The 25950-nt window shown below is 31.0% G+C and carries 26 protein-coding genes; 18 read left to right on the top strand and 8 right to left on the bottom strand.

What is annotated here, in order from left to right; translation table 11 throughout:
- Window positions 1-6 precede the first annotated feature (6 nt).
- The 5 genes from IEW41_RS08375 to IEW41_RS08355 are packed head-to-tail and all read left to right on the top strand — an operon-like array spanning window position 7 to window position 5646.
- Window positions 7-1299: an anthranilate synthase component I family protein gene (locus tag IEW41_RS08375; RefSeq protein ID WP_188605893.1), complete on the top strand. Its 1293-nt coding sequence runs from the start codon at window positions 7-9 to the stop codon at window positions 1297-1299.
- A gap of 51 nt (window positions 1300-1350) precedes the next feature.
- On the top strand, window positions 1351-1704 hold the full coding sequence (locus IEW41_RS08370) for a four helix bundle protein (RefSeq protein WP_188605892.1): 354 nt from the start codon (window positions 1351-1353) through the stop codon (window positions 1702-1704).
- A 44-nt stretch (window positions 1705-1748) separates the two neighbouring features.
- Window positions 1749-3065, top strand: a complete 1317-nt coding sequence (gene tilS / locus IEW41_RS08365) for a tRNA lysidine(34) synthetase TilS (RefSeq protein WP_188605891.1) — start codon at window positions 1749-1751, stop codon at window positions 3063-3065.
- On the top strand, window positions 3062-4684 hold the full coding sequence (gene ade / locus IEW41_RS08360) for an adenine deaminase (RefSeq protein WP_188605890.1): 1623 nt from the start codon (window positions 3062-3064) through the stop codon (window positions 4682-4684). The genes tilS and ade overlap by 4 nt, the downstream gene beginning before the upstream one ends.
- 2 nt (window positions 4685-4686) lie before the next feature.
- Window positions 4687-5646 carry a YheT family hydrolase gene (locus tag IEW41_RS08355; RefSeq protein ID WP_188605889.1) on the top strand — a complete coding sequence of 320 codons (960 nt, stop codon included), beginning with the start codon at window positions 4687-4689 and terminating at the stop codon, window positions 5644-5646.
- Here the strand turns inward: IEW41_RS08355 and IEW41_RS08350 are convergent.
- Entirely contained in the window at window positions 5643-7112 is a 1470-nt protein-coding gene (locus IEW41_RS08350) for an SLC13 family permease (RefSeq protein WP_188605888.1), read from the bottom strand. The genes IEW41_RS08355 and IEW41_RS08350 overlap by 4 nt on opposite strands.
- A gap of 89 nt (window positions 7113-7201) precedes the next feature.
- Here IEW41_RS08350 and IEW41_RS08345 point away from each other — a divergent pair, with 89 nt between their 5' ends.
- The 5 genes from IEW41_RS08345 (at window position 7202) to IEW41_RS08325 (ending at window position 11571) form a co-directional block, all read left to right on the top strand.
- Window positions 7202-8740, top strand: a complete 1539-nt coding sequence (locus IEW41_RS08345) for a YifB family Mg chelatase-like AAA ATPase (RefSeq protein ID WP_188605887.1) — start codon at window positions 7202-7204, stop codon at window positions 8738-8740.
- Window positions 8741-8815: 75 nt separating this feature from the next.
- On the top strand, window positions 8816-9307 hold the full coding sequence (locus IEW41_RS08340; RefSeq protein ID WP_188605886.1) for a hypothetical protein: 492 nt from the start codon (window positions 8816-8818) through the stop codon (window positions 9305-9307).
- A gap of 8 nt (window positions 9308-9315) precedes the next feature.
- On the top strand, window positions 9316-10032 hold the full coding sequence (locus IEW41_RS08335; RefSeq protein ID WP_188605885.1) for a hypothetical protein: 717 nt from the start codon (window positions 9316-9318) through the stop codon (window positions 10030-10032).
- 20 nt (window positions 10033-10052) lie between these two features.
- Complete coding sequence (locus IEW41_RS08330; protein WP_188605884.1) at window positions 10053-10763, top strand: hypothetical protein; 711 nt, start codon at window positions 10053-10055, stop codon at window positions 10761-10763.
- The gene (locus tag IEW41_RS08325; protein ID WP_229660197.1) at window positions 10756-11571 is read left to right on the top strand and encodes a sensor histidine kinase; all 816 of its coding nucleotides are present in this window, start codon (window positions 10756-10758) and stop codon (window positions 11569-11571) included. The genes IEW41_RS08330 and IEW41_RS08325 overlap by 8 nt, the downstream gene beginning before the upstream one ends.
- Here IEW41_RS08325 and IEW41_RS08320 read toward each other — a convergent pair.
- Window positions 11568-12266 carry an RluA family pseudouridine synthase gene (locus IEW41_RS08320; RefSeq protein ID WP_188605883.1) on the bottom strand — a complete coding sequence of 233 codons (699 nt, stop codon included), beginning with the start codon at window positions 12264-12266 and terminating at the stop codon, window positions 11568-11570. The two genes, IEW41_RS08325 and IEW41_RS08320, sit on opposite strands and share 4 nt — an antisense overlap.
- A 22-nt stretch (window positions 12267-12288) precedes the next feature.
- Window positions 12289-13107: a 3-methyl-2-oxobutanoate hydroxymethyltransferase gene (panB, locus tag IEW41_RS08315; RefSeq protein WP_188605882.1), complete on the bottom strand. Its 819-nt coding sequence runs from the start codon at window positions 13105-13107 to the stop codon at window positions 12289-12291.
- A 119-nt stretch (window positions 13108-13226) separates the two neighbouring features.
- On the opposite strand from panB, the gene IEW41_RS08310 reads away from it, so the two are divergent.
- Complete coding sequence (locus tag IEW41_RS08310) at window positions 13227-13685, top strand: nuclear transport factor 2 family protein (RefSeq protein WP_188605881.1); 459 nt, start codon at window positions 13227-13229, stop codon at window positions 13683-13685.
- On the opposite strand, the gene IEW41_RS08305 is transcribed toward IEW41_RS08310, so the two are convergent.
- Together IEW41_RS08305 and IEW41_RS08300 are read right to left on the bottom strand one after the other, a co-directional pair.
- Window positions 13682-14857, bottom strand: coding sequence for an SH3 domain-containing protein (locus IEW41_RS08305; RefSeq protein WP_188605880.1), 1176 nt, complete (start codon window positions 14855-14857; stop codon window positions 13682-13684). The two genes, IEW41_RS08310 and IEW41_RS08305, sit on opposite strands and share 4 nt — an antisense overlap.
- 4 nt (window positions 14858-14861) lie before the next feature.
- Window positions 14862-16286, bottom strand: coding sequence for an L-serine ammonia-lyase (locus IEW41_RS08300; RefSeq protein ID WP_188605879.1), 1425 nt, complete (start codon window positions 16284-16286; stop codon window positions 14862-14864).
- 176 nt (window positions 16287-16462) lie between these two features.
- Between IEW41_RS08300 and dnaK the strand changes: the two genes are divergently transcribed.
- Entirely contained in the window at window positions 16463-18367 is a 1905-nt protein-coding gene (gene dnaK, locus IEW41_RS08295; protein ID WP_188605878.1) for a molecular chaperone DnaK, read from the top strand.
- Window positions 18368-18448: 81 nt separating this feature from the next.
- Here dnaK and IEW41_RS08290 read toward each other — a convergent pair whose 3' ends face one another.
- Window positions 18449-18997 (bottom strand): hypothetical protein, encoded by a 549-nt coding sequence (locus IEW41_RS08290; protein ID WP_188605877.1) that lies wholly within the window; start codon window positions 18995-18997, stop codon window positions 18449-18451.
- A 347-nt stretch (window positions 18998-19344) separates the two neighbouring features.
- Between IEW41_RS08290 and IEW41_RS08285 the strand changes: the two genes are divergently transcribed.
- Together IEW41_RS08285 and IEW41_RS08280 are read left to right on the top strand one after the other, a co-directional pair.
- Window positions 19345-20292, top strand: coding sequence for an NAD(P)H-dependent flavin oxidoreductase (locus tag IEW41_RS08285; RefSeq protein ID WP_188605876.1), 948 nt, complete (start codon window positions 19345-19347; stop codon window positions 20290-20292).
- Between the two features lie 123 nt (window positions 20293-20415).
- On the top strand, window positions 20416-20847 hold the full coding sequence (locus IEW41_RS08280) for an SRPBCC family protein (protein ID WP_188605875.1): 432 nt from the start codon (window positions 20416-20418) through the stop codon (window positions 20845-20847).
- Between the two features lie 8 nt (window positions 20848-20855).
- Here the strand turns inward: IEW41_RS08280 and IEW41_RS08275 are convergent, their stop codons facing one another.
- Both IEW41_RS08275 and IEW41_RS08270 read right to left on the bottom strand, forming a co-directional pair.
- The gene (locus IEW41_RS08275) at window positions 20856-21428 is read right to left on the bottom strand and encodes a GNAT family N-acetyltransferase (RefSeq protein ID WP_188605874.1); all 573 of its coding nucleotides are present in this window, start codon (window positions 21426-21428) and stop codon (window positions 20856-20858) included.
- A gap of 3 nt (window positions 21429-21431) precedes the next feature.
- Window positions 21432-22067, bottom strand: coding sequence for an alpha/beta hydrolase (locus tag IEW41_RS08270; protein WP_188605873.1), 636 nt, complete (start codon window positions 22065-22067; stop codon window positions 21432-21434).
- A 40-nt stretch (window positions 22068-22107) separates the two neighbouring features.
- Between IEW41_RS08270 and IEW41_RS08265 the strand changes: the two genes are divergently transcribed.
- From IEW41_RS08265 to IEW41_RS08250, 4 genes are all read left to right on the top strand, one after another.
- Window positions 22108-22533 (top strand): PaaI family thioesterase, encoded by a 426-nt coding sequence (locus tag IEW41_RS08265; protein ID WP_188605872.1) that lies wholly within the window; start codon window positions 22108-22110, stop codon window positions 22531-22533.
- Window positions 22533-23648 carry a chorismate-binding protein gene (locus IEW41_RS08260; protein ID WP_188605871.1) on the top strand — a complete coding sequence of 372 codons (1116 nt, stop codon included), beginning with the start codon at window positions 22533-22535 and terminating at the stop codon, window positions 23646-23648. Before IEW41_RS08265 ends, IEW41_RS08260 begins: the two co-directional genes overlap by 1 nt.
- A gap of 50 nt (window positions 23649-23698) precedes the next feature.
- On the top strand, window positions 23699-25459 hold the full coding sequence (gene menD / locus IEW41_RS08255) for a 2-succinyl-5-enolpyruvyl-6-hydroxy-3-cyclohexene-1-carboxylate synthase (protein WP_188605870.1): 1761 nt from the start codon (window positions 23699-23701) through the stop codon (window positions 25457-25459).
- 92 nt (window positions 25460-25551) lie between these two features.
- Entirely contained in the window at window positions 25552-25893 is a 342-nt protein-coding gene (locus tag IEW41_RS08250) for a DUF2853 family protein (protein WP_188605869.1), read from the top strand.
- Window positions 25894-25950: the final 57 nt, after the last annotated feature.

The following is a 25950-nucleotide window of genomic DNA, read 5'->3' as shown; positions in this document are numbered from 1 at the left end:
TTTTTATTGAGAACAACCTCTAAACATAAATTAAAATCAATTTCAACTTTCAAGAGACAATTATTGGCTTGGAGTCAACAATTTGATGATGTGTTATGGTTAGATTCTAACGACTATCCTCAAAAAGAGTCTAGTTATGATGCTATTTTAGCAGTAGATGCCTTTACAAGTATAAAGACAGATTATTTTAATGCTTTTGAAAAGCTAAAAGAATATCAAACAGTTACTAACGACTGGGTTTTTGGGTACTTGACTTATGATTTAAAAAATGATTTAGAAGCTTTAAAATCTGAAAATTTTGATGGGTTGCACTTTCCTGATTTGTTCTTTTTTCAACCAAAAAAACTGTTTCTATTAAAAGGAAACATGCTAGAAATTCAATATTTGAAAATGGTTGACGATGAGGTAAATAATGATTTGAATGAGATACACCAAATACCTGATTATACACCTTCAAATATTAGTAGTGCTGTAAAAATAAAATTACGAATTCATAAAGATGAGTATTTTGAAAAGTTAAACAGTATGTTGGCTCATATACATCGAGGTGATATTTATGAAGCTAATTTTTGTCAAGAGTTTTATGCCGAGGATACAACAATTGAGCCTGTAGAAACTTATAATAAGCTCAATCAGATTTCGCATCCACCATTTGCTACTTTTTTAAAACTCAATGATAAATATTTGTTATCAGCCTCACCTGAACGGTATATTAAAAAGGAAGGAAATACTATAATTTCTCAGCCTATTAAAGGAACAGCAAAGCGTTCAGATAATATCATTGAAGACCAACAATTAAAAAAAGAATTGGAAAATAGTGAGAAAGAGCGTAGTGAAAACATCATGATTGTTGATTTGGTACGTAACGATTTGTCACAAACAGCATTAAAAGGAAGTGTAAAGGTTGAAGAACTTTGTAAAGTTTATACCTTTAATCAAGTACATCAAATGATATCTACTATAACATCGCAAGTAAGTGATAAAACACATCCAGTTGATGTAATTTCTTCAACATTTCCTATGGGAAGTATGACAGGTGCGCCAAAAATATCTGCCATGAAAATTATAGAGGTACTAGAAGAAACCAAACGTGGCTTATATTCTGGTGCTGTTGGGTATTTTACACCAAATAATGATTTCGATTTTAATGTTGTTATACGTAGCATTTTATATAATGCAACTAATAAATATGTGTCTTATTCTGTTGGAGGTGCAATTACAGCTAAAAGTGATCCTTTAAGTGAATACGAAGAGTGTTTGGTTAAAGCTAAAGCTATGCGTGAGGTTTTAGAAAACTAAGTTAAAAGTTTAAAGGCAAAAGGCATAAGTAAATATTGTAAATTTGAAAACATGAAAAGTTATAGAGATTTAATAGTTTGGCAGAAATCTGTAGAAATGGTAACTCATGTTTATAAATTAATTAATGCATTTCCTGAGGGTGAAAAATTTGGATTAACTTCACAAATAAAAAGAAGCTCTATTTCTATTTCGTCAAATATTGCAGAAGGTTATGGTAGGAATTACACTAAAGATTATTCAAGATTTTTAAATATAGCTAGAGGTTCATTATTCGAAATGCAAACACAATTTCTAATAGCACAGAATTTAAATTTTATTAATGAAAATGATTTAACAACTATTAACGATTTATCTGTTGAAATTGAGAAAATGCTTAATTCTTTAATTAATAAACTAAATAAATAACTACAAATTACTAATGCCTTTTTACTAATCACTAATCTCTAAAAGTGTTAAATAACTTCCAAAATCATATCAACCAAAATCTTTCTTTTCTAAACAAGAGCAGACTTCTAATTGCAATTTCTAGTGGATTAGATAGCGTAGTATTAACACATTTATGTCACCAATTAAAGTTAAATATAGCATTAGCACATTGTAATTTTAATTTAAGAGGAGATGAAAGCGATGGTGATGAAGAGTTTGTTTTACAACTAGCTGAAGATTTAGATTTAGAAGTTTTTATTGAAAGTTTTGAAACTGAAGATTATGCCAAAACATATAAATTATCTACTCAAATGGCAGCTCGTGAGTTGCGTTATAACTGGTTTGAAGAATTGGCAGAACAGTTAAATTTCGATTTTATTTTAACTGCTCATCATGCTGATGATAACTTAGAAACCTTTCTAATAAACCTATCAAGAGGAACCGGTTTAGATGGTTTAATGGGTATCCCAGAAGTTAATAATAAAATTGTAAGACCACTTTTGACTTTTTCTAGAGAAGACATTGAAACGTATGCAAAAACTAATAAGTTAACGTGGAGAGAGGATAGTAGCAACGCATCAAATAAATATGTGCGCAATAAATTACGCCATGATGTGATACCTGTTCTAAAGGAAATTAATCCTTTTTTACTTCAAAATTTTGAAAGTACTCAAAATCATTTACAAGATTCTAAACAAATTATAGAAGATGCAATTGTTAGAATTCAGAAAAAAGCAGTTTATGTAGATAATGATAATGTAATTAGGTTAAGTATTAAAAAGCTTAAAAAATTATCAAATCCAAAAGCCTATTTGTTCGAGTTGTTGAAAGATTTCAATTTTACCGAATGGGATGATGTTACAAATTTGCTTGATGCACAATCAGGTAAACAAGTTTTTTCATCAACACATCGCTTGTTAAAAGATAGAGATTACTTAATGCTAATAGAGAATAATTCAGAAGAAACTCAAGAATCTATAAGTATTTCGGAGGATAAAAAGCAATTAAAAACATCATTTGGCACATTGTTTTTTAATGAAGCAGATGCAATTTTTGATGCGCAAGCAAATGTGATTTATGTTGATAAAGCCAAGCTAAAACATCCACTTATATTACGTAAATGGGAAGAAGGAGACTTTTTTTATCCTTCAGGAATGACAGGAAAAAAGAAATTGAGCAAATATTTTAAAGACGAAAAAATGTCTTTAATTGAAAAAGAGAACACATGGCTATTATGTTCAGAAAAAGATATTGTTTGGGTAATTGGACGAAGAGCAGATAATAGGTTTTTAGCAACAGAAAATACCAAGCAAATTTTAAAGATTGAATTAAATAAATGATACTACAAGGGCAAATAGTCGATATTCTAAACAAACAGATCTACAAAGGTGAAATCACTATTAAAGATGGAAAAATAGCATCAATAATTGAAAAAGAACACAATGTAAATACGTTTATCCTTCCTGGATTTGTTGATGCTCATATTCATATAGAAAGCTCAATGTTAGTTCCAAGTGAATTTGCTAGATTGGCAGTAACTCATGGTACAGTAGCTACAGTTTCCGATCCTCATGAAATTGCCAATGTACTTGGTGTTAAAGGTGTAGAGTTTATGATTAATAACGGAAAACAAACTCCCTTTAAGTTCAATTTTGGAGCACCTTCTTGTGTACCAGCAACTAGTTTTGAATCTGCTGGAGCCATCATAAATTCTGACGATATTAAATCCTTAATGGCTAATCCTGATATTAAGTATTTAGCTGAAATGATGAATTATCCTGGTGTTTTATTTGATGATGATGAGGTAATGAAAAAGATAGCTTGGGCTAAACATTACAACAAACCTATTGATGGTCATGCTCCTGGATTAAGAGGCGATGACATTTCAAAATATATAGCAGCTGGAATTTCAACCGATCATGAGTGTTTTACTTATGATGAAGCTTTAGAAAAGCTACAAAAAGGCATGAAAGTTTTGATTAGAGAAGGAAGTGCTGCCAAAAACTTTGAAGCACTAATTGATTTACTTCCAGAGCATTTTGAAAGCATTATGTTTTGTAGTGACGATAAGCATCCTGACGATTTAATAGTCGATCATATTAACAGACTTTGTGCTCGTGCAGTTGCTAAACAAATTGATGTATTTAAAGTCCTTCAAGCAACATGTATTAATCCTGTAAAACATTACAATTTAGATGTTGGTTTGCTTAATATTGGTGACGCTGCAGATTGTATTGTTGTTGAAGACTTAAAGGCATTTAAAACGTTGCAAACCTATATTAATGGCAAATTGGTATATGATAAAGGAGTTTCAAAAATTGAATCAATTCCATTTGAGATTTTAAATAATTTTAATAGTGACAAGAAAGAGATTTCAGATTTTAAGTTTGAATCTAATTCAAAGCAAATACGAGTTATAGAAGCCTTAGAAGGTCAGTTGGTTACTAACGAAGTCATAGCTGATAGTTTGCTCAAAAACGGAAATATAGTCTCAAATATTGAAAAAGACATCCTCAAAATGACAGTTGTTAATCGTTATCAAAATCAGCAACCAGCAATTGCATTTATAAAGAATTTCGGACTAAAAGAAGGTGCAATTGCAAGTTCTGTTGGTCACGATTCACATAATATTATTGCAGTTGGTGTTTCAGACGAAGCTATTTGTAAAGCAGTCAATTTAATTATTGAAAACAAAGGTGGAATCTGTGCTGTCTCAAATTCAGAACAAAAAATTGTATCACTTCCAGTAGCAGGTATTATGAGTGATAAAGATGGTAAAACTATAGGTTTGCAATATGCTGAGTTAGATAAAATGGCAAAACAATTAGGAAGTTCACTTCATGCACCTTACATGACTTTGTCATTTATGGCTTTATTAGTAATTCCATCATTAAAACTAAGTGATAAAGGCTTGTTTAATGGCTCAACATTTAAATTCACACCTCTAGAAGTTAACTAATTATGCCAATAGTACAATCTACCTACAAAGCGCCATATTTTTTTAGAAAAGGATTTGTTTCAACAGTATATTCTGGGCTATTCAGAAGTGTAAACGGTTTACAACAAGAAAGAGAAAGAATAGAACTTACTGATGGTGATTTTTTAGATTTAGATTGGAGTTTTGCAAAAGCAAAAACTAATAAGTTAATTATTGTATTACATGGTTTAGAAGGTAATGCTCAACGACCATACATGACAGGAACAGCAAAATTGTTTACTGAAAATAATATAGATGCAGTTTGTGTAAATTTTAGAGGTTGTAGTGGTGAGTCAAATCGAAAATATTATTCATATCATTCTGGTGCTACTCAAGATTTACATGAGGTAGTTCAGCATATAATAGAATCAAAACACTATTCAGAAATATATATAAAAGGATTTAGTCTTGGTGGAAATGTGACTTTAAAATATTTAGGCGAAAGAGATAATGTTCCATCTCAAATTAAAGCTGGAATTGCAGTTTCAGTACCTTGTTTTTTAAAGGGTTCAGCTTTAGAACTACATACTTTTAAAAATATATTATTTCATGATAGATTTAAAAGGTATTTAGTTGAAAGATTAAAACTAAAGCAAAAGCAATATCCTGATAAATTAAAAGTTGAAGATATTAATTCTATCAAAACTTTAAATGATTTTGATAATGTTTATACTTCAAAAGCACATGGTTTTATTGATGCACAAGATTATTATGAGAAGAGTAGTAGTCTACAATTTTTAAATAATATAAAAACACCAACACTTATTATAAATGCTTTAAACGATTCTTTTTTATCTCCAGAGTGTTATCCAGTTAAAGAGGCAAAAACTAATTCTAATCTACATTTAGAAATGCCAAATTATGGAGGACATGTTGGCTTTGTAAAACTAAATAAGTTTTATTATAACGAAACCAGAGCTTTAGATTTCATCACAAATATTTAGCCTTTAAGTGCTTCTGGAAAACCATTTACAGTAATATTCCATAATTCAGGAAGCACAAAATACACAAATAGTGTTAGAATAATTATCGATATAATATTCATTACAATTCCTTTGCTAACCATATCAGGTATAGTTAAATAACCAGAACCAAACACTACTGCATTAGGAGGTGTCGCTACTGGTAACATAAACGCACAAGATGCTGCAACAGCTGCTCCAACCATCAAAATAAATGGATGTATATCTACAATAATTGCCATTGGAGCCAAAACAGGTAAAAGCATTGCTGTGGTTGCTAAATTAGAAGTGATTTCAGTAAAAAAGTTAACAGCTGTAATAAGTAAAATTACTAACAAAATAGTTGTTAATCCTGCTAATAAAGTCATTTGATTACCAATCCAAAGTGCTAATCCGCTACTTTCAAATCCGTTTGCTAAAGCCATTCCACCACCAAAAAGCAAGATAATTCCCCAAGGTAATTTTACAGCATCATCCCACGACATTAGTTTTTCTTTTTTGTTTTTTGAAGGAATTAAAAAGAGCACAATAGAAAACACGATTGCTATAATAGTGTCATCAAGTGCAGGTAATAATTTATCAAATAATAATGATCGTGTTATCCAAAAGAAAGCAGTAGTAAAAAATACTAAAGCCACAATTTTTTCTTCAAAACTAATTTTACCTAACGATTTTAGTAAACGTTTAATTTCTTGTTTTCCACCAGGAAATTCTTTTTGTTTAAATTTAAAAGCATAGCTTGTTAAGTATTTCCAGCATATAAAAAGTAATAGCATTGAAATTGGAAATCCAAACATAAACCATTGTAAAAAGGTTATTTCATAACCATAAGTATCTAAAACAACACCAGCTAAAACGAGGTTTGGAGGTGTGCCAATAAGTGTTGCAATTCCTCCAATAGAAGCACTATAAGCAATAGCTAGCATTAATGATTTGCCAAAAATTTGGTTTTCATCTTCAATAGTATTTGGGTTGTCTTTAAGTTGTGTTATAATAGCAATACCAATAGGTAACATCATAACAGCAGTTGCAGTGTTGCTAATCCACATCGATAAAAAAGCAGTAGCAAGCATAAAACCTAAAATTATCTTTTTAACGTCAGAGCCTATTAAATTGATAATATTAAGCGCAATACGTTTATGTAAATTCCATTTCTCAATCGCAATAGCTATAATAAATCCTCCCATAAAAAGGAATATGTATTTATGTCCAAAAGCACTTGTGGTTGTATTTAAATCTAATCCACCAGAAAGCGGAAATAACACAATTGGGAGTAAAGCAGTTATTGCAATTGGGATTGCTTCTGTAATCCACCAAACAGCAATCCATGCCGAAGAAGCTAAAACAGCTCTAGCTTCATCAGACAAACCTTCTGGTTTAAAAAAAAATAAGATTAAAATAAAAAATAAAGGACCTAAAATGAAGCCAATTTGCTTAGTTCTACTCATGTGTATTTTGAATTACTCAACTAAAGTAATCAATTTTTAAATGTAATTGATTGTGTATTTTTTTGCTATTTTTAACAAAACAATAATTTATGCTCAAAAAAGTATTCGGAAGCGCTGTATTTGGTGTAGAAGCAACAACTATTACTGTAGAAGTTAATGTAGATGCAGGTGTTGGTTACCATTTAGTAGGACTTCCAGATAATGCTATTAAAGAAAGTAATTTTAGAATAGCTGCTGCGCTTCAAAATAATGGTTATAAAATTCCAGGTAAAAAGATAATTATAAATATGTCGCCAGCCGATTTGCGTAAAGAAGGTTCGGCTTACGATTTAACTTTAGCAGTTGGAATTCTTGTGGCTTCAAAGCAAATTAAAGCTGATGATTTAGAGAAATATCTAATTATGGGAGAATTGTCTCTCGATGGGAATTTACAACCGATAAAAGGCGCTTTACCAATAGCAGTAAAGGCAAGAGAAGAAGGTTTTAAAGGGTTTATTTTGCCAAGTCAGAACGCTAAAGAAGCTGCAATAGTTGATGGATTGGAAGTTTATGGAATTGATAATATAACTCAAGTTATTAATTACTTTGATAAAGGCGAAAAACTCGAGCAAACTATTATAAATACTAGAGAAGAGTTTAATAAAAGTCTAAATTTTCCAGAATTTGATTTTGCAGATGTAAAAGGTCAAGAAGGTATAAAACGCTGTATGGAAATTGCAGCAGCTGGAGGACATAATATAATTTTAATTGGTCCACCAGGAGCAGGAAAAACCATGTTGGCAAAGCGTTTACCATCAATCTTGCCACCTATGACTTTGCATGAAGCTTTAGAGACTACTAAAATACATTCGGTTGTCGGTCGTGTAAAAGAAAACACAGGACTTATGGCACAACGACCTTTTAGGAGTCCACATCACACAATATCTAATGTTGCGCTTGTTGGTGGAGGAAGTTATCCACAGCCAGGAGAAATTTCATTATCACATAATGGCGTTTTGTTTTTAGATGAATTACCTGAGTTTAAGCGTGAAGTTTTAGAAGTAATGCGTCAGCCATTAGAAGATAGAGAAGTTACTATTTCGAGAGCAAAATTTACAGTGACCTATCCGAGTAGTTTTATGTTGGTTGCAAGTATGAATCCGAGTCCTGGTGGATATTTTAACGATCCTAATGCACCAATAACATCATCGCCAGCTGAAATGCAGCGTTATTTAAGTAAAATATCTGGTCCTTTACTAGATAGAATTGATATACATATTGAAGTGACTCCAGTGCCTTTTGAAAAACTTTCTGACAAAAGAAAAGGAGAATCTTCAGTTGAAATTAGAAATAGAGTTACAGCAGCTAGAACTATACAAACTAAGCGTTTTCAAGATTCTAAAAGCGTACACTATAATGCTCAAATGAATACCAAACAGATACGTAAGTATTGTGAACTTGATGATGCTTCAATGCAATTGCTAAAAACAGCAATGGAGCGCTTAAATCTTTCTGCGAGAGCTTACGATAGAATTTTAAAAGTATCCAGAACAATTGCCGATTTAGAGGGTTCTGAATCTATAAAAGGTTCACATATAAGTGAAGCTATTCAATACAGAAGTATGGATAGAGAAGGTTGGTTAGGATAGAAAAGTAATATAAATACTACAAATAGAATGTCTTTTTAATATATTTAAACAATTAATTAATTTAAAACTAATCACATGAAAAAATTTGGATTATTAGTATTGGGAATTATTGTTGGTGCTGCTGCAATGTATTTTTATTGCTGCAATGAAACAATTGAAGAGTATTTACCACCAAAAGGTATTATTACTCCAGCAGAAGCAAAGGTTTTAGATGAAGCCTTTAACTCAAGACATCAGTTAATTAGCGACTCAATTGTAAAACGACCAGATAATCGCTCATCATGGTATTCTTTATCAGATATGAGAACCTATTTAGATTTTGCTGAAAGCGAAGCTAAAGATTTAGGTTATACTATGGATGGTGTTCGTGTATATCTAGGAGCACATCCTGATAAAGACGATGTTGTTGGTTACACAACTATGTTTTTTATACCTACAGGAACTAAAAGTTTATCTGAAGGCAGTATGATTAACTTGTCTTTACAAAAAAGTGGTGATGTAATTGGTGGTAGTGGATTGAATGGTGGAGAGCCAGGAAATCCTCCAAGTGCTAATTATCCACAATAAATAGTTCAGTGAAAGACTTAATTATAGATTATTCAACGCAATTAAATGACATTGTAATAATTTTAGCTGCTGCTATTGGTGTTTTTTATTTTAAAAAATTTAAAAATAATGATAGTAGAATTTTTATTTATTATTTAGTTTATGTTGCATTTGTAGACTTTATTGGTAGCTATCCTACTTATTTTGTTGAGTATGATATATTTAATGTTTTAAAAGAAAAGCTTTCTACAACACCTTTTAAGCGTAATTATTGGTGGTTTACTACCTTCTGGAATGTAGGTAGCGCTTTGTTTATGTCCTATTATTATCAAAAAATAATAAAATCAAAAATATCTATTAAAATTATAAGGTATTTAGGTCTTGTTTTTTTTATAAGTAGTTGTATTTATATTTTATATGATCTTGATGCGTTTTTTAATTCGCAATTAAAATTTATAAATATTTTTGGGGCAATAGTTATTTTAAATTGTATAGCCTTATACTTTGTTGAAGTATTAAATAGTGATAAAATACTAGTTTTTTATAAATCTTTAAATTCAATAATTAGTGCAGTATTACTTATTTGGTGGTTAATTATCACACCATTATTGTTTTATGAAGTTTATTTTTCAACAGCAGATAGCGGATATCTATTGTTAAGAAAATATGTTTATTTGTTTTCTAATATTTTTATGTACCTCATCTTTGCATTTGCTCTAATTTATTGTAAACCAGAACATAAATAATATTATAAATTGGGTGTACAATGGAAGAATTTTTAAAACAATATTATGCCTTAATTACTTATGGAGTAGAACTTTTAGCAGCTGTTATTGGTTTATTTTGTTTAAAGAAGTATAAAACTACTGCTGCTAAATATTTTATTTATTTTTTAGTTTATGCATTTTTTGTTGATTTACTAGGAGGTTACCCAAGGTTTTTAAGAACATTTAATCTTAGTTATTTAATAGAAAACTCTGTAATTAAAGCTAATTATTGGTGGTTTACAATTTTTTGGAATATTGGAGCAGTGCTCTTTTATTCTTTTTTGTTTAGAAAAATTATTTCAAAAGAGATAAGCAATAAGGTTATTAAATATTCAACGTTTGTTTTTTTACTTTTTAGTATTTGTAGTATAGCACTAAATTATAATTCGTTTTTTAATGAGTCTCTGCGTATTATAAATGTTTTTGGAACAATTATTATTTTAATGAGTGTAATATTATATTTTATAGAAATGTTAAAATCAGAGAGCGTTTTAAATTTCTATAAATCGCTGTATTTTTATATAGGAGCTGTTATTTTTATTTGGTGGCTTATTATTACACCTATTGTTTTTTATGAAATATATTTTTCAACTTCAGATTGGAATTTTGTGTTCCTAAAATGGCAAATATTTTTATTTGCAAACGTATTTATGTACTTAACCTTTACATTTGCACTTATCTATTGTAAACCTGAATTAAAAAATGATTAATTTTTTGAATATTTTATTACAAGAACGAGCAGTTTCAACTGCTGCAGAGCGCTATTTATTGGTATATATGCTAGCTGTTTTAATTATAGTAACCACGTTAGTTATTGTATTTTTTATTGTCTTTCAGAAACGTAAAAACAAGTTGTTATTAGATAAAATTAAACAACAACAAGAGTTTGATGAGGAAATATCTAGAACTCAAACCGAAATACAAGAACAAACACTTAAGCATATTGGTTGGGAACTACATGATAATGTAGGCCAATTATTAGCTTATGCTAGTATGCAAATGAATATGATTTCTGCTAAAGCTAGTAGTGATATTAAAGAAAGCATTGATGCTACTTCAGATGTTATAAAAGAGAGTTTAAAAGAGGTTCGTTCACTTTCAAAATCATTAAACAATGAAGTAATTTTAAACATTGGTTTTGAAGAGTCTATTAATAACGAGCTTAACAGATTAAAGCGAATGAAGTTTGCCTCAGCTAAGCTTCATATTAAAGGAGACAAAGTACCATTTAATGATAAAAAGCATGAAATAATTATTTTTAGAATTTTACAAGAGTTCTTCTCAAACTCTGTAAAATATTCTGAGGCTGAAAACCTAAGCGTATTTTTAAATTATCAGCCTAACATGCTAGTAATTGAAGCCTCTGATGATGGAAAAGGATTTAATATGGAAACTGTTGAAAAAGGATCTGGACTTATAAACATGAAGAGCAGAGCAGAACTTATCAACGCGACTTTTAATATGTACTCAAAACCTTATGAAGGTGTAAAAATTATTATAGATTACCCATTAAGTTAATCTTCACAAGCATCCCAAACGGCATCTGTTGGTAAAGGAGCAATAACATGAATATTTTCGTTAGAAACAGGATGTATAAACTTTAATTCTCTTGCGTGTAGATGTATACTTGCATCAGGATTACTTCTGTCAAAGCCATATTTTAAATCACCTTTTATAGGACAACCAATACTGGCTAATTGCGAACGAATTTGATGATGACGACCAGTTTCTAATTCAACTTCTAGTAAATGATAATTATCTAACGATTTAATGTGTGTGTAATGTAAAACAGCCTTTTTTCCTTCAGATATTTCTTTAATATATGCAGTTGACTTATTGTTCTTTGGATTTTTTTTCAACCAATGCACTAAAGTATCTTTGGTTTTTGGAGGTAGATTTTTAACAATAGCCCAATACGTTTTTTTAGCCTCTTTTTCTGAAAATAATTTATTAAGTCTTGGTAGTGCTTTACTGGTTTTTGCAAACATAACAACTCCAGTCGTTGGCCTGTCTAAGCGATGTACAACACCTAAATAAACATTACCAGGTTTATTGTATTTATCTTTTATATACAATTTAACAACGTCGCTTAAAGGCTTATCACCAGTTTTATCACCTTGTACAATATCTCCTGCACGTTTATTAACAATAATAATGTGATTGTCTTCGTATATTACTTGAAGGTTGTTTTTATTAGATAATATTTTAGTCACAAATTATAGGCTAAAAGCTGTATTAATATTGCTCATTATCATTAGGAAAATCCTTAGATTTTACATCTGTTACATATTGAGAAATTGCAGTTGTCATATCTTCAAATAAGTTCATATAACGACGTAAAAAACGTGGATGAAATTCGTGAGTCATACCAATCATATCGTGCAAAACAAGTACTTGTCCATCAACACCATTTCCAGCACCAATTCCAATTACAGGAATACTAACACTCTCGGCAACTTCTTGAGCTAATTTTGCAGGTATTTTTTCCAAAACAATAGCAAAGCAACCAGATTTTTCGAGCATTAATGCATCTTCTTTTAGTTTTATAGCCTCTTCTTCTTCTTTAGCTCTTACAGTATAAGTACCAAATTTATATATAGATTGTGGAGTTAATCCCAAATGTCCCATAACAGGAATTCCAGCATTTAAAATTCGCTTTATCGACTCTTTTACTTCTTTTCCTCCTTCTAACTTTACAGCATGTCCACCTGACTCTTTCATAATTCTAATAGCAGAACGTAAGGCTTCTTTAGGGTCACTTTGGTAGCTTCCAAAAGGTAAATCGACAACAACGAGTGCTCTGTCTATTGCTCTTACTACAGAAGATGCATGATAAATCATTTGATCTAAAGTAATTGGTAAAGTAGTTTCGTGACCAGCCATAACATTACTTGCAGAATCACCTACAAGTATAACATCTATTCCTGCGCCATCAACAATTTTTGCCATTGTATAATCATAAGCAGTAAGCATAGAGATTTTTTCTCCATTGGCTTTCATATCTACTAATGTTTTTACAGTAATTCTCTTATATTCTTTTTTTGCTACAGACATGCTTTTAGTATATGTTTTCCAGATTGTAAAAGTAATAAATTAAGTAGATAATGTTAAACTTAGCTCAATACAATTCAAATTTAGATTTATAAATTAAATTAGTAAAAACAATTAATGGTATGACTAAAGCAGTAATTATTATTTTAATGTTTTGTTCGCTTAAAGCTCTTGCACAAAACAATGAACAGGAAAATGTGAGAACAACCATCGAAACTTTTTTTGAAGGATTTCATAAACAGGATAGCACAGTTATAAAGCAAGTAGTTGCAGATAACATTATTCTTCAATCTATAGGAAGAGATAAAAATGGCAATACCATTATTAAGTCTGATGAATTTAGTCAGTTCCTAAAATCGATAGTTTCTATTCCAAGTACAGTAACGTTTGAAGAAAAGATTTTAGGCTATAATATTCAAATTGATGGTAATATGGCAAATGTTTGGACGCCATATGAGTTTTGGCTAAATGACCAATTTAGCCATTGTGGAGTTAATTCTTTTCAATTAGTTAAAATGAATGATGCCTGGAAAATTATCTATTTAATAGACACAAGACGAAAAGAAGGTTGTGAGTACTAACACAAATTATAGAAATCAATACTTACAATTTTTCCATTTTTAAAAGTAAAATTATAACCACCGGAATCAGTTTGGATTGTATAAATATGTAAATTGGCAATTCCTGTAACAATGTGTTGCGCATACTTAATAAGAAAATCTCTTTCTGAAGTATTATGTGTTATAATATGGTCATCATCAATTTTAAAACTATTATTAGGATTAATAAAAACAGTATATAAATCTGCTAAATTTTCTTCTTTATTAACTGACAAAACCATATTTGGATACGTGTAGAAAGTTTCACTATAATAAACACCACATTCGTCACTAATTAAATCTATTTTGGTAGGTTCTCCATAGACTTTAACTAACTCATTAAGTTTTATAAAATGATTTTCAACGTTTACACCTCTAATTATAAAATCAGCATTTTCAATAAAAGCTTCTGTTTCTTGATACGGTTTTTTAGTTGTTAAACCATTGACTAAAATGAGTTTAGTTTCAATATCTTCAATTAAAGCAATGTCTTTTAATTGTTTTGCAACATTATAATATATGTTGTAAGCCTGAGGTAGGTTCTCCGTTTCGCCATTCCAAGCTAATTGTACTAGACGTTCAGCAATTTTTTTTCTGTCATTAATATTGTCAGTTTCAAAACTGTCAAAAAGTTTCAGCAATTCACTAAAAGCAGGTCTTTCTCCAAGATATTTTTTTTGTACATACCTTCCGCTAGAAATAAAAACCCAATCGTCTTCATTAAGAGGTATATATTTTACAGGTACTGCTTCACCAGTAGTTAATATGCTAACAATAGGTCCAGTTGCGTTAGGTAACCCTCTAGCTCTTAATGATGCTACATTTATAAATAAATGATAGTTTCCGTAATATTGATCACCTTTTAGAATTGGGTTTTCTTTGTCTTCTGCTTCAGTAGGATTTGATGTGTATTTGTCAGAAAGATATTTTGTGAGCACATAACCTGTATTATTGTTGTCAGCTTTAACAAAATACCAGTTATCATTATATTTAGATATAAGTTGTACTTGAGCGTTTACTTTAAAAAAGCCTATAAATTCTGAATCTGAATTAGCTTTGGTGTATAACCGTGTATCATTATTTAAATACTTCTGTTCTTGAGAAAATAAAAGCGTAGTAAAAACAAAAAGGAATAAGAATATTTTTAATTTCATAATATTAACAATCTGCCATATTTACACCAACGGCTAAGCCGCCTTCACTGGTTTCTTTATATTTAGAATTCATATCTTTTGCAGTTTCCCACATGGTTTGTACTACTTTATCCAAAGGTACTTTTACATTTTCAGGATCAGTATCTAAAGCCAATTCAGCAGCATTTATAGCTTTTATAGCTCCCATTGCATTACGTTCAATGCATGGTATTTGTACCAATCCACCAATAGGATCACAAGTCATGCCAAGGTGATGTTCCATAGCAATTTCTGCAGCTACTAAAACTTGTTCTGGTGATCCACCTAATAACTCACATAATGCACCTGCAGCCATGGCAGAAGACACACCAATTTCGGCTTGACATCCACCCATTGCTGCAGATATTGTTGCTCCTTTTTTGAATATACTACCAATTTCACCAGCTACTAATAAAAATTTCTTAATATGCTCAAAATCGGCATCATGATTTTCAATCACCATATAATACATTAATACAGCAGGAATTACTCCAGCACTTCCATTTGTTGGAGCAGTTACGACTCGACCTAAAGAAGCATTTACTTCATTTACTGACAAAGCAAAGCAGCTTACCCATTTTAGTATCTGTCTAAATTTAACCTCAGTTAATCTGATTGTGTCTAACCATTCTTGCGGAGAATTATAAGGCAAATCACCTTTTAAGTTTTGATGCATATCGTAAGCACGTCGTCTTACATTTAAACCACCAGGAAGATTACCTTCGGTATGGCAGCCAATATACATACACTCAAGCATGGTACTCCAAATTCTTTTGAGTTCAAAATCTATAGTTTCAATTGGTCTAATTGATTTTTCGTTTTCTAAAACAACATCTGAAATTGGCATATTAAGTTCTTTGCAATATGCTAAAAGTTCTGTTCCTAATGCAATCGGATAAGGAAAGGTATTGGCAAAAATATCTTTGTTTTTCTTAGCATTTTTTCGTTCTTCTTTTACAACAAATCCGCCACCAATAGAGTAGAAGGTAGAGCCAATTTTTTTGTCATCAATAGTTGCAGAAAATTTAATGCCATTTGAATGAAATGGTAAAAATTTCTTGTTAAAAACTATATCTGTAGCTGGATTAAAAGTTAGTTTAACTTCATTATTAAACAGTAGCTCGTGCGAGTCTTTAATATTGGCAATAATCTCACCTATTTTTTCTGTCGGAATAGTTTCAGGATCATAACCACATAATCCAAGCATAACAGCATAGTCTGTTGCATGACCTTTTCCTGTTAAAGATAAAGAACCATATAAATCGACAGTAATTTTTTCAACGTTATTAAACTTGTCATTTGCTTTTAATTCTTTAATCCATCGTTCAGCAGCTCTCCAAGGACCTAAAGTATGGGAACTCGAAGGACCAACACCAATCTTTAGCATATCAAAAACAGAAATACATTCCATATTACTCAATCGTTTTAGTAAAGCAAATATAAAGGGTTTTTAAAGGAATCCATTATCTTTTAATTATAAAGTTTATGACAAAAAATGACAGCTTGTCAGTATTCATTCCTTGGCATAATCATTGACTTAAACAAAAGGAATTTAAAAATGAACATTCAACACAATAAATAAGTATTATGAGTAAAATTATTGGAATCGATTTAGGAACAACCAACTCTTGTGTCTCAGTAATGGAAGGTAGCGAGCCAGTTGTAATCCCAAACGCGGAAGGTAAACGTACTACACCATCTGTAATTGCTTTTGTAGAAGGAGGCGAAATTAAAGTTGGTGACCCAGCAAAACGTCAAGCAGTAACAAACCCAACAAAAACGGTTTATTCTATTAAACGTTTTATGGGAAATAAATATTCTGAGTCTAAAAAAGAAGCAGAACGTGTACCATACAAAGTGGTAAAAGGTGACAACGATACGCCAAGAGTAGATATCGATGGTCGTTTATATACACCACAAGAATTATCAGCTATGATTCTTCAAAAAATGAAGAAAACTGCTGAAGATTATTTAGGAACTACAGTAACTGAAGCAGTAATTACTGTTCCAGCTTACTTTAATGACTCTCAACGTCAAGCTACAAAAGAAGCTGGAGAAATAGCAGGTTTAAAAGTGCGTCGTATTATTAACGAGCCTACTGCTGCTGCTTTAGCTTACGGATTAGATAAAAAAGGAAAAGATCAAAAAATTGTTGTTTTTGACTTTGGTGGAGGAACACATGACGTGTCTATTTTAGAATTAGGTGATGGTGTATTTGAAGTATTATCTACAGATGGAGATACTCACTTAGGTGGAGATGATGTTGACCAAAAAATTATTGATTGGTTAGCTGATGAGTTTAATGCTGAAGAAAGCATCGATTTACGTAAAGACCCAATGGCTTTGCAACGTTTAAAAGAAGCTGCTGAAAAAGCTAAGATTGAGTTATCATCTTCAGCACAAACAGAAATTAACTTGCCTTATGTTACAGCAACAGCTAGTGGACCAAAGCACTTAGTACGTACATTAACAAGAGCTAAATTTGAGCAATTAATTGACGATTTAGTAAAACGTACAATTGAGCCTTGCCAAACAGCATTAAAAGCTGCAGGTTTAACTACTAAAGATATTGATGAAGTTATTTTAGTTGGTGGTTCTACACGTATACCAGCTGTACAAACTGCAGTAGAAAAATTCTTCGGAAAAGCGCCAAGTAAAGGTGTAAATCCTGATGAAGTTGTAGCAGTAGGAGCAGGAATACAAGGAGGAGTTTTAACAGGAGATGTAAAAGACGTATTACTTTTAGATGTAACACCTTTATCTCTTGGTATTGAAACAATGGGTAATGTAATGACAAAGCTAATTGAAGCTAACACTACAATTCCTACTAAAAAATCGCAAGTATTCTCAACAGCAGCAGATAATCAACCTTCAGTAGAAATTCACGTTTTACAAGGAGAGAGAGCAATGGCTGCAGATAATAAAACTATTGGACGTTTCCATTTAGATGGTATTCCACCAGCAAGACGTGGTACTCCTCAAATTGAAGTAACGTTTGATATTGATGCTAATGGTATCATTAAAGTTTCAGCTACAGATAAAGCGACAAACAAAACACAAGATATTCGTATTGAAGCATCTTCTGGATTGACTGAAGAAGAAATTCAAAAAATGAAGGCTGATGCTGAAGCAAATGCTGAAGCAGATAAATTAGCTAAAGAAAAAGCAGACAAATTAAATGCTGCTGATGCAATGATTTTCCAAACAGAGAGTCAGCTTAAAGAATTTGGTGATAAATTATCTGACGATAAAAAGAAACCAATTGAAGAAGCTCTTGAAGAATTAAAAACAGCTTTTGAAACAAAAGATTTAGCAGTTATCGATCCAGCTTTAGAGAAAATCAACGAAGCTTGGAAAGTTGCTAGCGAAGAAATGTACAAAGCACAAGCAGAGGCTCAACAAGGTGGAACTCAACCAGGACCAGATGCTAGCCAGAATGGACAAGCAGAAGGAAGTGATGTTGAAGACGTAGACTTCGAAGAAGTGAAATAAGTTTAAATTATCTTAATATTTTAAAAAAGCGTAACCAGAGTTGGTTACGCTTTTTTACTTTTTTGATGAATATAATTAACACTAATATGTAGAAACTATAGCTGTATTATTTACTATATCTACTTTTAAGTTCTTTTTTTCTCCATCTTTTCTAACTTGTATTTTATACAATTTTTTTACATTTCTGTTTTCAGTATAACTTACATGATAACTGTTTTTGTGAATTGTCCAACCAGGATACTCTTTGTAAAGTGCTTGTCTTACAGTATGAGGCATTAACACATCTTTAAACTTCTCATTAGAAGATAAAATTGTTCCATCAGAGTTATAAACTGTATTAATGGCTGTCTTATCATTTCTAAAGTTTACCAAATAGCTGTCAAATTCCGAACTATAAGTGCTTGTGTTTTTTATTTTAAAACTGGCTACTATTTGTTCTAAATTTTTAACAGTATTAGAGGCATTCTCATCATAAGCCTTGTTCATGTATTTGCTGTTCGCAGATATAACAAGGTTGTTTAGTTCTACATTGTTGATTTCATCGTCAACATTAATGTCATCTGCACTAGTTTGTGCTGTCATTAGGCTGGTTAGTCCTAAAAATAATAAACCAATTACTTGTGTTCTCATAATATTAGAATTTTTAAAGGTTACATATTAAAAAGCCTAATCTTAAAAGATGGTTACAGTGTAAAGCAATTAAAACACAAAATTGATGGTAGTGATGATTTTGATGATTTTGATGATTTTGATTTTTTTTGATTGATGAATTAAAAGTTTTACTCTTTTTTAAAATTATATTTAAATGTAGTTATCAATTATTGATTTATAATACAGATTAAGAATGTTTTATGATATTTTTGTGATTGATTTAAGACTTGTAGTAATTACCTTATCTGTCTTATATAATTATTTAAAGCTACATGTATTATGCATGCATAATAATTTATTATATTTGCTAAAATCAATTTTTAGACATGCAAACTAAACTCACTCAACTATTAAATATTAAGTATCCAATTATACAAGCTCCTATGTTTTTAGTCTCAAATACTGCAATGGTAATAGAGGCAATGAAAGGCGGAATTGCAGGTTGTATTCCTGCACTTAATTACAGAACACTAGATGAATTGAGAGCAGCAATTAAAGAACTTAAAGCTGCAAAAGTTGAAGGAGGATCGTTTGGGTTTAATTTAATAGTCAATAAATCTAACATAAAATACAAAGGTCAGTTAGAGGTGTTGTGTGAAGAAGGTTGTGATTTTATTATAACCTCATTAGGAAGTCCTGAAGAGACCATTAGGCAAGCACATGCAGTTGGTATAAAAGTATTTTGTGATGTAACCGATTTAAAATTTGCTCAAAAAGTTGAAAGTCTTGGTGCTGACGCTGCTATAGCAGTAAATAATGAAGCTGGAGGACATAGAGGAAATTACTCACCAGAAGAATTAATAAAACTATTAACCTCTAATTTAAAAATTCCTGTTATTTCTGCTGGTGGAGTAGGTTGTAAAGCAGATATCGATAAAATGATTGGTTATGGAGCAGAAGGTGTTTCTGTTGGAAGTCCGTTTATTGCTTCTGTTGAAGCCAATGTAACCGACGAGTATAAACAAGCTTGTGTTGATTATGGCGCAAAAGATATTGTAATGACACAACGTATTTCTGGAACTCCTTGTACAGTAATAAACACACCTTATGTACAAAAAATTGGCACTAAAGAATCTTGGTTAGAATCTGTTTTAAATAAAAACAAAAAACTTAAAAAGTGGGTGAAAATGATTCGTTTTAGTATTGGAATGAGAGCCACTGAAAATGCTGCTACAAAAGCAACTTATAAAACCGTTTGGGTTGCAGGACCAAGTATAGAATACACTAAAGCAATATTACCAACTAAAGATATTATTGCTAAATTAGTACACTAAACTATTTATGTCAGTTCGAGTATTTTGCTAAGCATAATGTATCGAGAACTTTATATTTATCCCTTCTCGATACAATACATTTTATGAATTACTCGAAGTGACATTAAACTTTTATGTATTAAGATGAAAACTACTGAAGCACCAGTTATCGCAGAGCAGTTGTTTAATAAAACCAGAGCTCAAGTTTGGCAAGCTATTACAGATATTGACCAAATGGTACTTTGGTATTTTGATAATATACCAGCCTTTAAAGCTGAGGTTGGCTTTACTACACAATTTAATGTAAAAGCACCAAGCAGAGATTTTCTTCATGTTTGGAAGGTAACTGAAGTAATACCACAGCAAAAAATAACTTATAACTGGACGTTTAAAGATTGCAAAGGAAGTGCAGACACTAGCTTTGAACTTTTTGAGCAAGATAATAAAACACTACTACGACTTACTAATAATGTTATTGAAGATTTTGACGATACAATACCTGAGTTTAAAAGAGAAAGCTGCCAAGCAGGCTGGAATTACTTTATTAATGACAGGTTAAAATCATTCTTTAAATAGATGCTATTTTAAAACCCTTCAAAAACGGTTCTTTTAATATCTAGCCATTCTTCTTTTAAAATTCCGTAACAGCAAGTACTACGTTTAAAACCATCAATCATTAAGGTGTCTTTTCGTAAAATGCCTTCTAATGTAGCACCAAGCTTTTCAACAGCTTTACGTGAGCGAATATTACGTTCATCTATACGAAATTCAACCTTATCAAAGCCAAGGTTTTCAAAAGCATATTGCAGCATTAAAAACTTTATGTGTTTATTTAATCCAGAGCCTTGAAATTCTTTTCCAATCCACGTCCAGCCAATATGCAATACTTTATTGTGCCAATTAATAAGTCCAAAACGCGTACTACCAGCAAAAGCTTGTTTGGTTTTGTCATAAATTATAAAAGGTATTGTGGTTTTATGGTAGTAGCCATCAACAGCAATTTGCACATAGTCTTTTAGCTTTTCATCTGTAGAAATATCGCTAGGCGAATAATAGATAAGGTCTTTTGTTTTTGCAATTTCAGATAAGTGTTTATAGTTACTTAAATCTAAAAGCGTCAGTTTTACAAACTCGTTTTCTAAATGTGGTGCTGTCATAAATTAAACCAAACTATTAACAATCTCTTTTTTTACTTCATGCTTGCCATCAAAAGCCGTAATTGTTATCGAATTACCAAACAACTCAAACGCTCTGTTTTTTTCATAGAGCATTCGGTCTTCATCCATATATTCGTCATTTTTTCCATAAATGAGCGATACTTTTGCGTTTAAAAACTTAAAATCGTTAGCAACTAACTCCTTTGGTATTCCACCAGACAAAGCTATTATTTGTGAGCATTGTAACTGTCGTTTTGCAATATATCGTAAAGCAACACTAACACCTTGTGAGTAGCCTAAAACTATAAGATTAACATGCTTTGGAATCTTTTCGGCTTCAAAAACTGAATCAAAATAGTGCATTACATTTTCGGTTTCTTTTATAGTATTTTCTTTTGTTAGCCAACTTGCTCCTACATGCTTAAAAGTAGGAGGAATATAATACTTACTTTGTGCTTGTGGTGCAATAATGTAATTTTCGTTAGTATCAAGTTCATCAAAATACCTTAAAAAATAACGACTTAAATAACCCATACCATGACAAACAAACCATACGTTTTTAGTTTTATCTGTTAGTGTATTTAAAGTTGAATAACTATTGGTAGTTGTGTATGATATTTCTTTGTCTTCTAAATTCATTTTGTACTTTTACATTCGACATTAAAAATACATTATTTCTATGCAATTATCTAAAGAAGATGTTTTAGCAAAAGCGAATTTAGCGAGTAAAAATACCTTAATGGAAACCCTTAATATTGAGATGATAGATTTTGGCAATGACTATTTGGTTGCCAGAATGCCTGTTAACTCTAGAGTTTATCAACCAGATGGTGTTTTACATGGTGGAGCAACTGCTGCTTTGGCCGAAAGTGTAGGGAGTTTTGCATCGCATATTTTTATAGATACAGAGAAAATGTTTGTTCGTGGATTAGAAATTACTGCCAACCATTTGAAGAGTGTTACCGAAGGTTATATCTACGCTAAAGCTACATTTTTACATAAAGGGAGAACAACACAATTGTTAGATATAAGAGTTACTGACGATCATGACAATTTAGTGTCTATTTGCCGATTGTCAACAATTTCATTGCCTAAAAACAAGTAATGACTTCTGAAGCTTTTTTTGAACACATAACCAATCAGCTTGTTTCTGAATCACCTTTTGTTGCTTACAGAAAACCTAATGAGCAAGAGGTTAAGGCTTTGCTTCAAAAAAATAGTAATGTGTATTCAACATCTGAATTCACTGAAAGTGGATTTGTATTTGCTCCTTTTAATGATAAAGAGAAAACAATTTTAATTCCTTTGGAGCAATCTGAATTTGTAAGCAGTGCTTATAATATTTCTGAAGAAAACTTAAAAGAAACTACACCAAATGATTCATCATCTGATGAAAAACAGAAACATATTACTCTAGTTCAAAAAGGAATCGAAGCAATTCATAAAAGTAACCTTCAAAAAGTTGTCTTATCGAGATGTGAATCTATCTCTAGCAAACAACATCCTATAGCTATTTTTAAAAAACTATTAAATACATATCATACTGCTTTTGTGTATTGTTGGTATCATCCAAAAATAGGGTTGTGGTTAGGAGCAACTCCTGAAACATTATTAAAGACCGAAGGGAATAGGTTTTCTACAATGGCTTTGGCTGGAACCCAAAATTATAGTGGAACTTTAAATGTTAATTGGCAAAGTAAAGAACAAGACGAGCAGCAATACGTTACCGATTTTATTGTTAAGAATTTAAAGGCTTCAGTTGATAGTATATACCAATCAAAACCAGCAACCATAAAAGCGGGTAATTTACTTCACCTACAAACTAAAATTACAGGATTATTTAACAAGCAGTCTAGTTTTAAAAGCGTTTTAAAGACCTTGCATCCAACTCCTGCTGTCTGTGGCTTACCAAAAGAAGATGCCAAACAATTTATATTGCAAAACGAAACTTATAATCGTGAGTTTTATACAGGATTTTTAGGTGAATTGAATCTAAAAGAAAAAAGTACCAGAAACACAAACAAGCGTAATGTTGAAAACAATGCTTATGCAACTGTAAAAACGGTGTCTAATTTGTATGTAAACTTGCGTTGTATGCAGTTAAATAATTCAGCAGCAACAATTTATATTGGAGGCGGAATTACAAAAGACTCTAATTCAGAGGAAGAATGGCAAGAAACTGTTTATAAGTCATTGATAATGAAAAAGGTGTTGCAATAGTTTTATTTCGTTTGCCGATTCATTACTTTTGCCTCAATATTAACCATTTTATGAATTATCCTAATATACCGCTTGCACAAACAGTAATTCAACTCTTTAAATTAAAAAAAGTAAAACACATCATTATTTCACCAGGAAGCAGAAATGCTCCTTTAACAATAGGCTTTACTAACGATCCGTTTTTTAAGTGTTATAGTATTGTTGATGAACGTTGTGCTGCTTTTTTTGCTATAGGTATTGCTCAACAATTAGATGAAGCAGTAGCTGTTGTTTGTACTTCTGGAAGCGCTTTACTTAATTATTATCCTGCAGTTGCAGAAGCTTTTTACAGCGATGTACCTTTAATTGTATTATCGGCAGACAGACCAAACTATTTGATAGGTATTGGTGACGGACAAACGATTAATCAGAAGAACGTTTTTGAGAATCATATTTTATATTCAGCAAACCTTAAGCTAGATTTAAAAGATGAACACAAAATTCCAGAAAACGAAGAACTTCCAATTTTAAAGAGTATAGAAGGCAAGTTAGAGCGTTTTTTAGGGTTTCAGCAAAGCATTCAATCGCATAACGAAGAAGAAATAAATAATGCCATAAATAAGGCTAATTTTAAAAAAGGGCCTGTACATATAAATGTTCCTTTTGATGAGCCTTTATATGAATTAACAAATAAACTTTCAGTAAAACCAAAAGTTATTGAGGCTGAAGCTAGAAAGAAAAAAATTGAAAATTTCGAACTTCAACATTGTATTGAAGATTGGAACGATGCCTCAAAAAAGATGATTTTAGTTGGTGTTAATCCACCAAACCAGATTGAGCAACGTTGGTTAAATGATTTGGCAATGGATGATAGTGTTGTGGTATTTACCGAAACAACATCTAATTTACATCATAAAGACTTTTTTGCGAGCATCGATAAAATGATTGCTCCTCTTACTGATGAAGAGTTTAAACAATTACAACCAGATATTTTAATCACCTTTGGAGGCTTAATTATCTCAAAAAAAGTAAAAGCGTTTTTAAGACAATATCAACCAAAACAACATTGGCATATAGATGACAATAAGGCAAATAATACTTTTTTCTGTTTAGAGAAACACATTGAAGTACATCCAAACATATTTTTTACAGACTTTTTGCCTAAAATCACACATTTTGTAAAGAGTGATTACAAAACCTATTGGGAATCGATAAAGCAAATGCGTAATAAAAAACATGACGAGTTTACTAAAGATGCCGTTTTTAGTGATTTTAAAGTTTTTGATACACTTTTAAAATCTTTACCAAACGACTCGATTTTACAAGTAGGAAACAGTTCTGCTGTTCGTTATGTACAATTGTTTGATGTAAATCCGTCTGTTGAGGTATTTTGTAATAGAGGTACAAGTGGAATTGATGGTTCAACATCTACAGCAATTGGTTGTGCTACAGTTAGAGACAAACAAACCATATTGGTTACAGGCGATTTGAGTTTCTTTTATGATAGTAATGCGCTTTGGAACAATTATATACCAAAGAACTTTAGAATTGTTGTTATAAATAATGGAGGAGGAGGTATCTTCAGAATCCTTCCAGGACATAAAAACACTGACAATTTTGATTACTATTTTGAAACTAAGCATGAGCTTTCAGCAAAGCAGTTAAGCAAAATGTATAATTTTGAATATTCGCAAACCGATTCAGACAAACAATTAAAATTAAAACTCAAAACATTTTTTACAGAGTCTGATACTCCAAAATTGTTAGAAGTTTTTACACCAAGGTTAATAAACGATGAAGAGTTGTTAAATTATTTTAATGCCATTAAGTAATTGTTAAATTAGTGACTGTTAGGCTTTTTACCTATTTAAAAAAGAGTTATATTTATAGAGAATAAATATTTTAACTTAAAAACACATTAAAAATGAGTAAAAGAGATGAATTAATTGCTAAGTACGCTGCGGATTTAAAAGACAAGTGTGGCGTAACGGCTGACATGGCTTTATTGACTAAAGTAACTATTGGTTGCGGACCTTCAATTTATAATGCTGATGCTGCAACAGTTTCTGGTTCTGATGAAAAAGAATTAGCAACAGTTAAAAATAACTTCTTAATTAAAAAATTAGGACTTAAAAATGGTCCAGATTTAGACAAAGGCATTGATGCTGTAATTGATAAATATGGTCGTTCTAACCGTAACAAATACAGAGCAGTAGTATATTATTTACTTACTAAACACTTTAAAAAAGAAGCTGTATACAAATAAAATTCAGTTTACAACATAAATTTATAGAGCGTTACTAATTTGTAGCGCTTTTTTTAT

The sequence above is a fragment of the Aquaticitalea lipolytica genome, from assembly GCF_014641635.1.
Classification (GTDB): Bacteria; Bacteroidota; Bacteroidia; order Flavobacteriales; family Flavobacteriaceae; genus Aquaticitalea; species Aquaticitalea lipolytica.
The sequence above is the reverse complement of the archived record's forward strand: the minus strand, read 5'-3'. Positions and strand labels throughout refer to the sequence as shown.

Bases quoted from the DNA above. Each gene is read 5' to 3' on its own strand.
- IEW41_RS08270 (WP_188605873.1), bottom strand. From the start codon at position 22,067: ATGAATTTAGAAGACAAAGAAATATCATACACAACTACCAATAGTTAT.
- IEW41_RS08275 (WP_188605874.1), bottom strand. From the start codon at position 21,428: ATGACAGCACCACATTTAGAAAACGAGTTTGTAAAACTGACGCTTTTA.
- IEW41_RS08310 (WP_188605881.1), top strand. From the start codon at position 13,227: ATGACTAAAGCAGTAATTATTATTTTAATGTTTTGTTCGCTTAAAGCT.
- IEW41_RS08305 (WP_188605880.1), bottom strand. From the start codon at position 14,857: ATGAAATTAAAAATATTCTTATTCCTTTTTGTTTTTACTACGCTTTTA.
- IEW41_RS08370 (WP_188605892.1), top strand. From the start codon at position 1,351: ATGAAAAGTTATAGAGATTTAATAGTTTGGCAGAAATCTGTAGAAATG.
- panB (WP_188605882.1), bottom strand. From the start codon at position 13,107: ATGTCTGTAGCAAAAAAAGAATATAAGAGAATTACTGTAAAAACATTA.
- IEW41_RS08330 (WP_188605884.1), top strand. From the start codon at position 10,053: ATGGAAGAATTTTTAAAACAATATTATGCCTTAATTACTTATGGAGTA.
- IEW41_RS08355 (WP_188605889.1), top strand. From the start codon at position 4,687: ATGCCAATAGTACAATCTACCTACAAAGCGCCATATTTTTTTAGAAAA.
- menD (WP_188605870.1), top strand. From the start codon at position 23,699: ATGAATTATCCTAATATACCGCTTGCACAAACAGTAATTCAACTCTTT.
- IEW41_RS08340 (WP_188605886.1), top strand. From the start codon at position 8,816: ATGAAAAAATTTGGATTATTAGTATTGGGAATTATTGTTGGTGCTGCT.
- IEW41_RS08260 (WP_188605871.1), top strand. From the start codon at position 22,533: ATGACTTCTGAAGCTTTTTTTGAACACATAACCAATCAGCTTGTTTCT.
- IEW41_RS08285 (WP_188605876.1), top strand. From the start codon at position 19,345: ATGCAAACTAAACTCACTCAACTATTAAATATTAAGTATCCAATTATA.
- IEW41_RS08265 (WP_188605872.1), top strand. From the start codon at position 22,108: ATGCAATTATCTAAAGAAGATGTTTTAGCAAAAGCGAATTTAGCGAGT.
- IEW41_RS08350 (WP_188605888.1), bottom strand. From the start codon at position 7,112: ATGAGTAGAACTAAGCAAATTGGCTTCATTTTAGGTCCTTTATTTTTT.
- ade (WP_188605890.1), top strand. From the start codon at position 3,062: ATGATACTACAAGGGCAAATAGTCGATATTCTAAACAAACAGATCTAC.
- IEW41_RS08290 (WP_188605877.1), bottom strand. From the start codon at position 18,997: ATGAGAACACAAGTAATTGGTTTATTATTTTTAGGACTAACCAGCCTA.
- dnaK (WP_188605878.1), top strand. From the start codon at position 16,463: ATGAGTAAAATTATTGGAATCGATTTAGGAACAACCAACTCTTGTGTC.
- IEW41_RS08325 (WP_229660197.1), top strand. From the start codon at position 10,756: ATGATTAATTTTTTGAATATTTTATTACAAGAACGAGCAGTTTCAACT.
- IEW41_RS08280 (WP_188605875.1), top strand. From the start codon at position 20,416: ATGAAAACTACTGAAGCACCAGTTATCGCAGAGCAGTTGTTTAATAAA.
- IEW41_RS08300 (WP_188605879.1), bottom strand. From the start codon at position 16,286: ATGGAATGTATTTCTGTTTTTGATATGCTAAAGATTGGTGTTGGTCCT.
- IEW41_RS08250 (WP_188605869.1), top strand. From the start codon at position 25,552: ATGAGTAAAAGAGATGAATTAATTGCTAAGTACGCTGCGGATTTAAAA.
- IEW41_RS08345 (WP_188605887.1), top strand. From the start codon at position 7,202: ATGCTCAAAAAAGTATTCGGAAGCGCTGTATTTGGTGTAGAAGCAACA.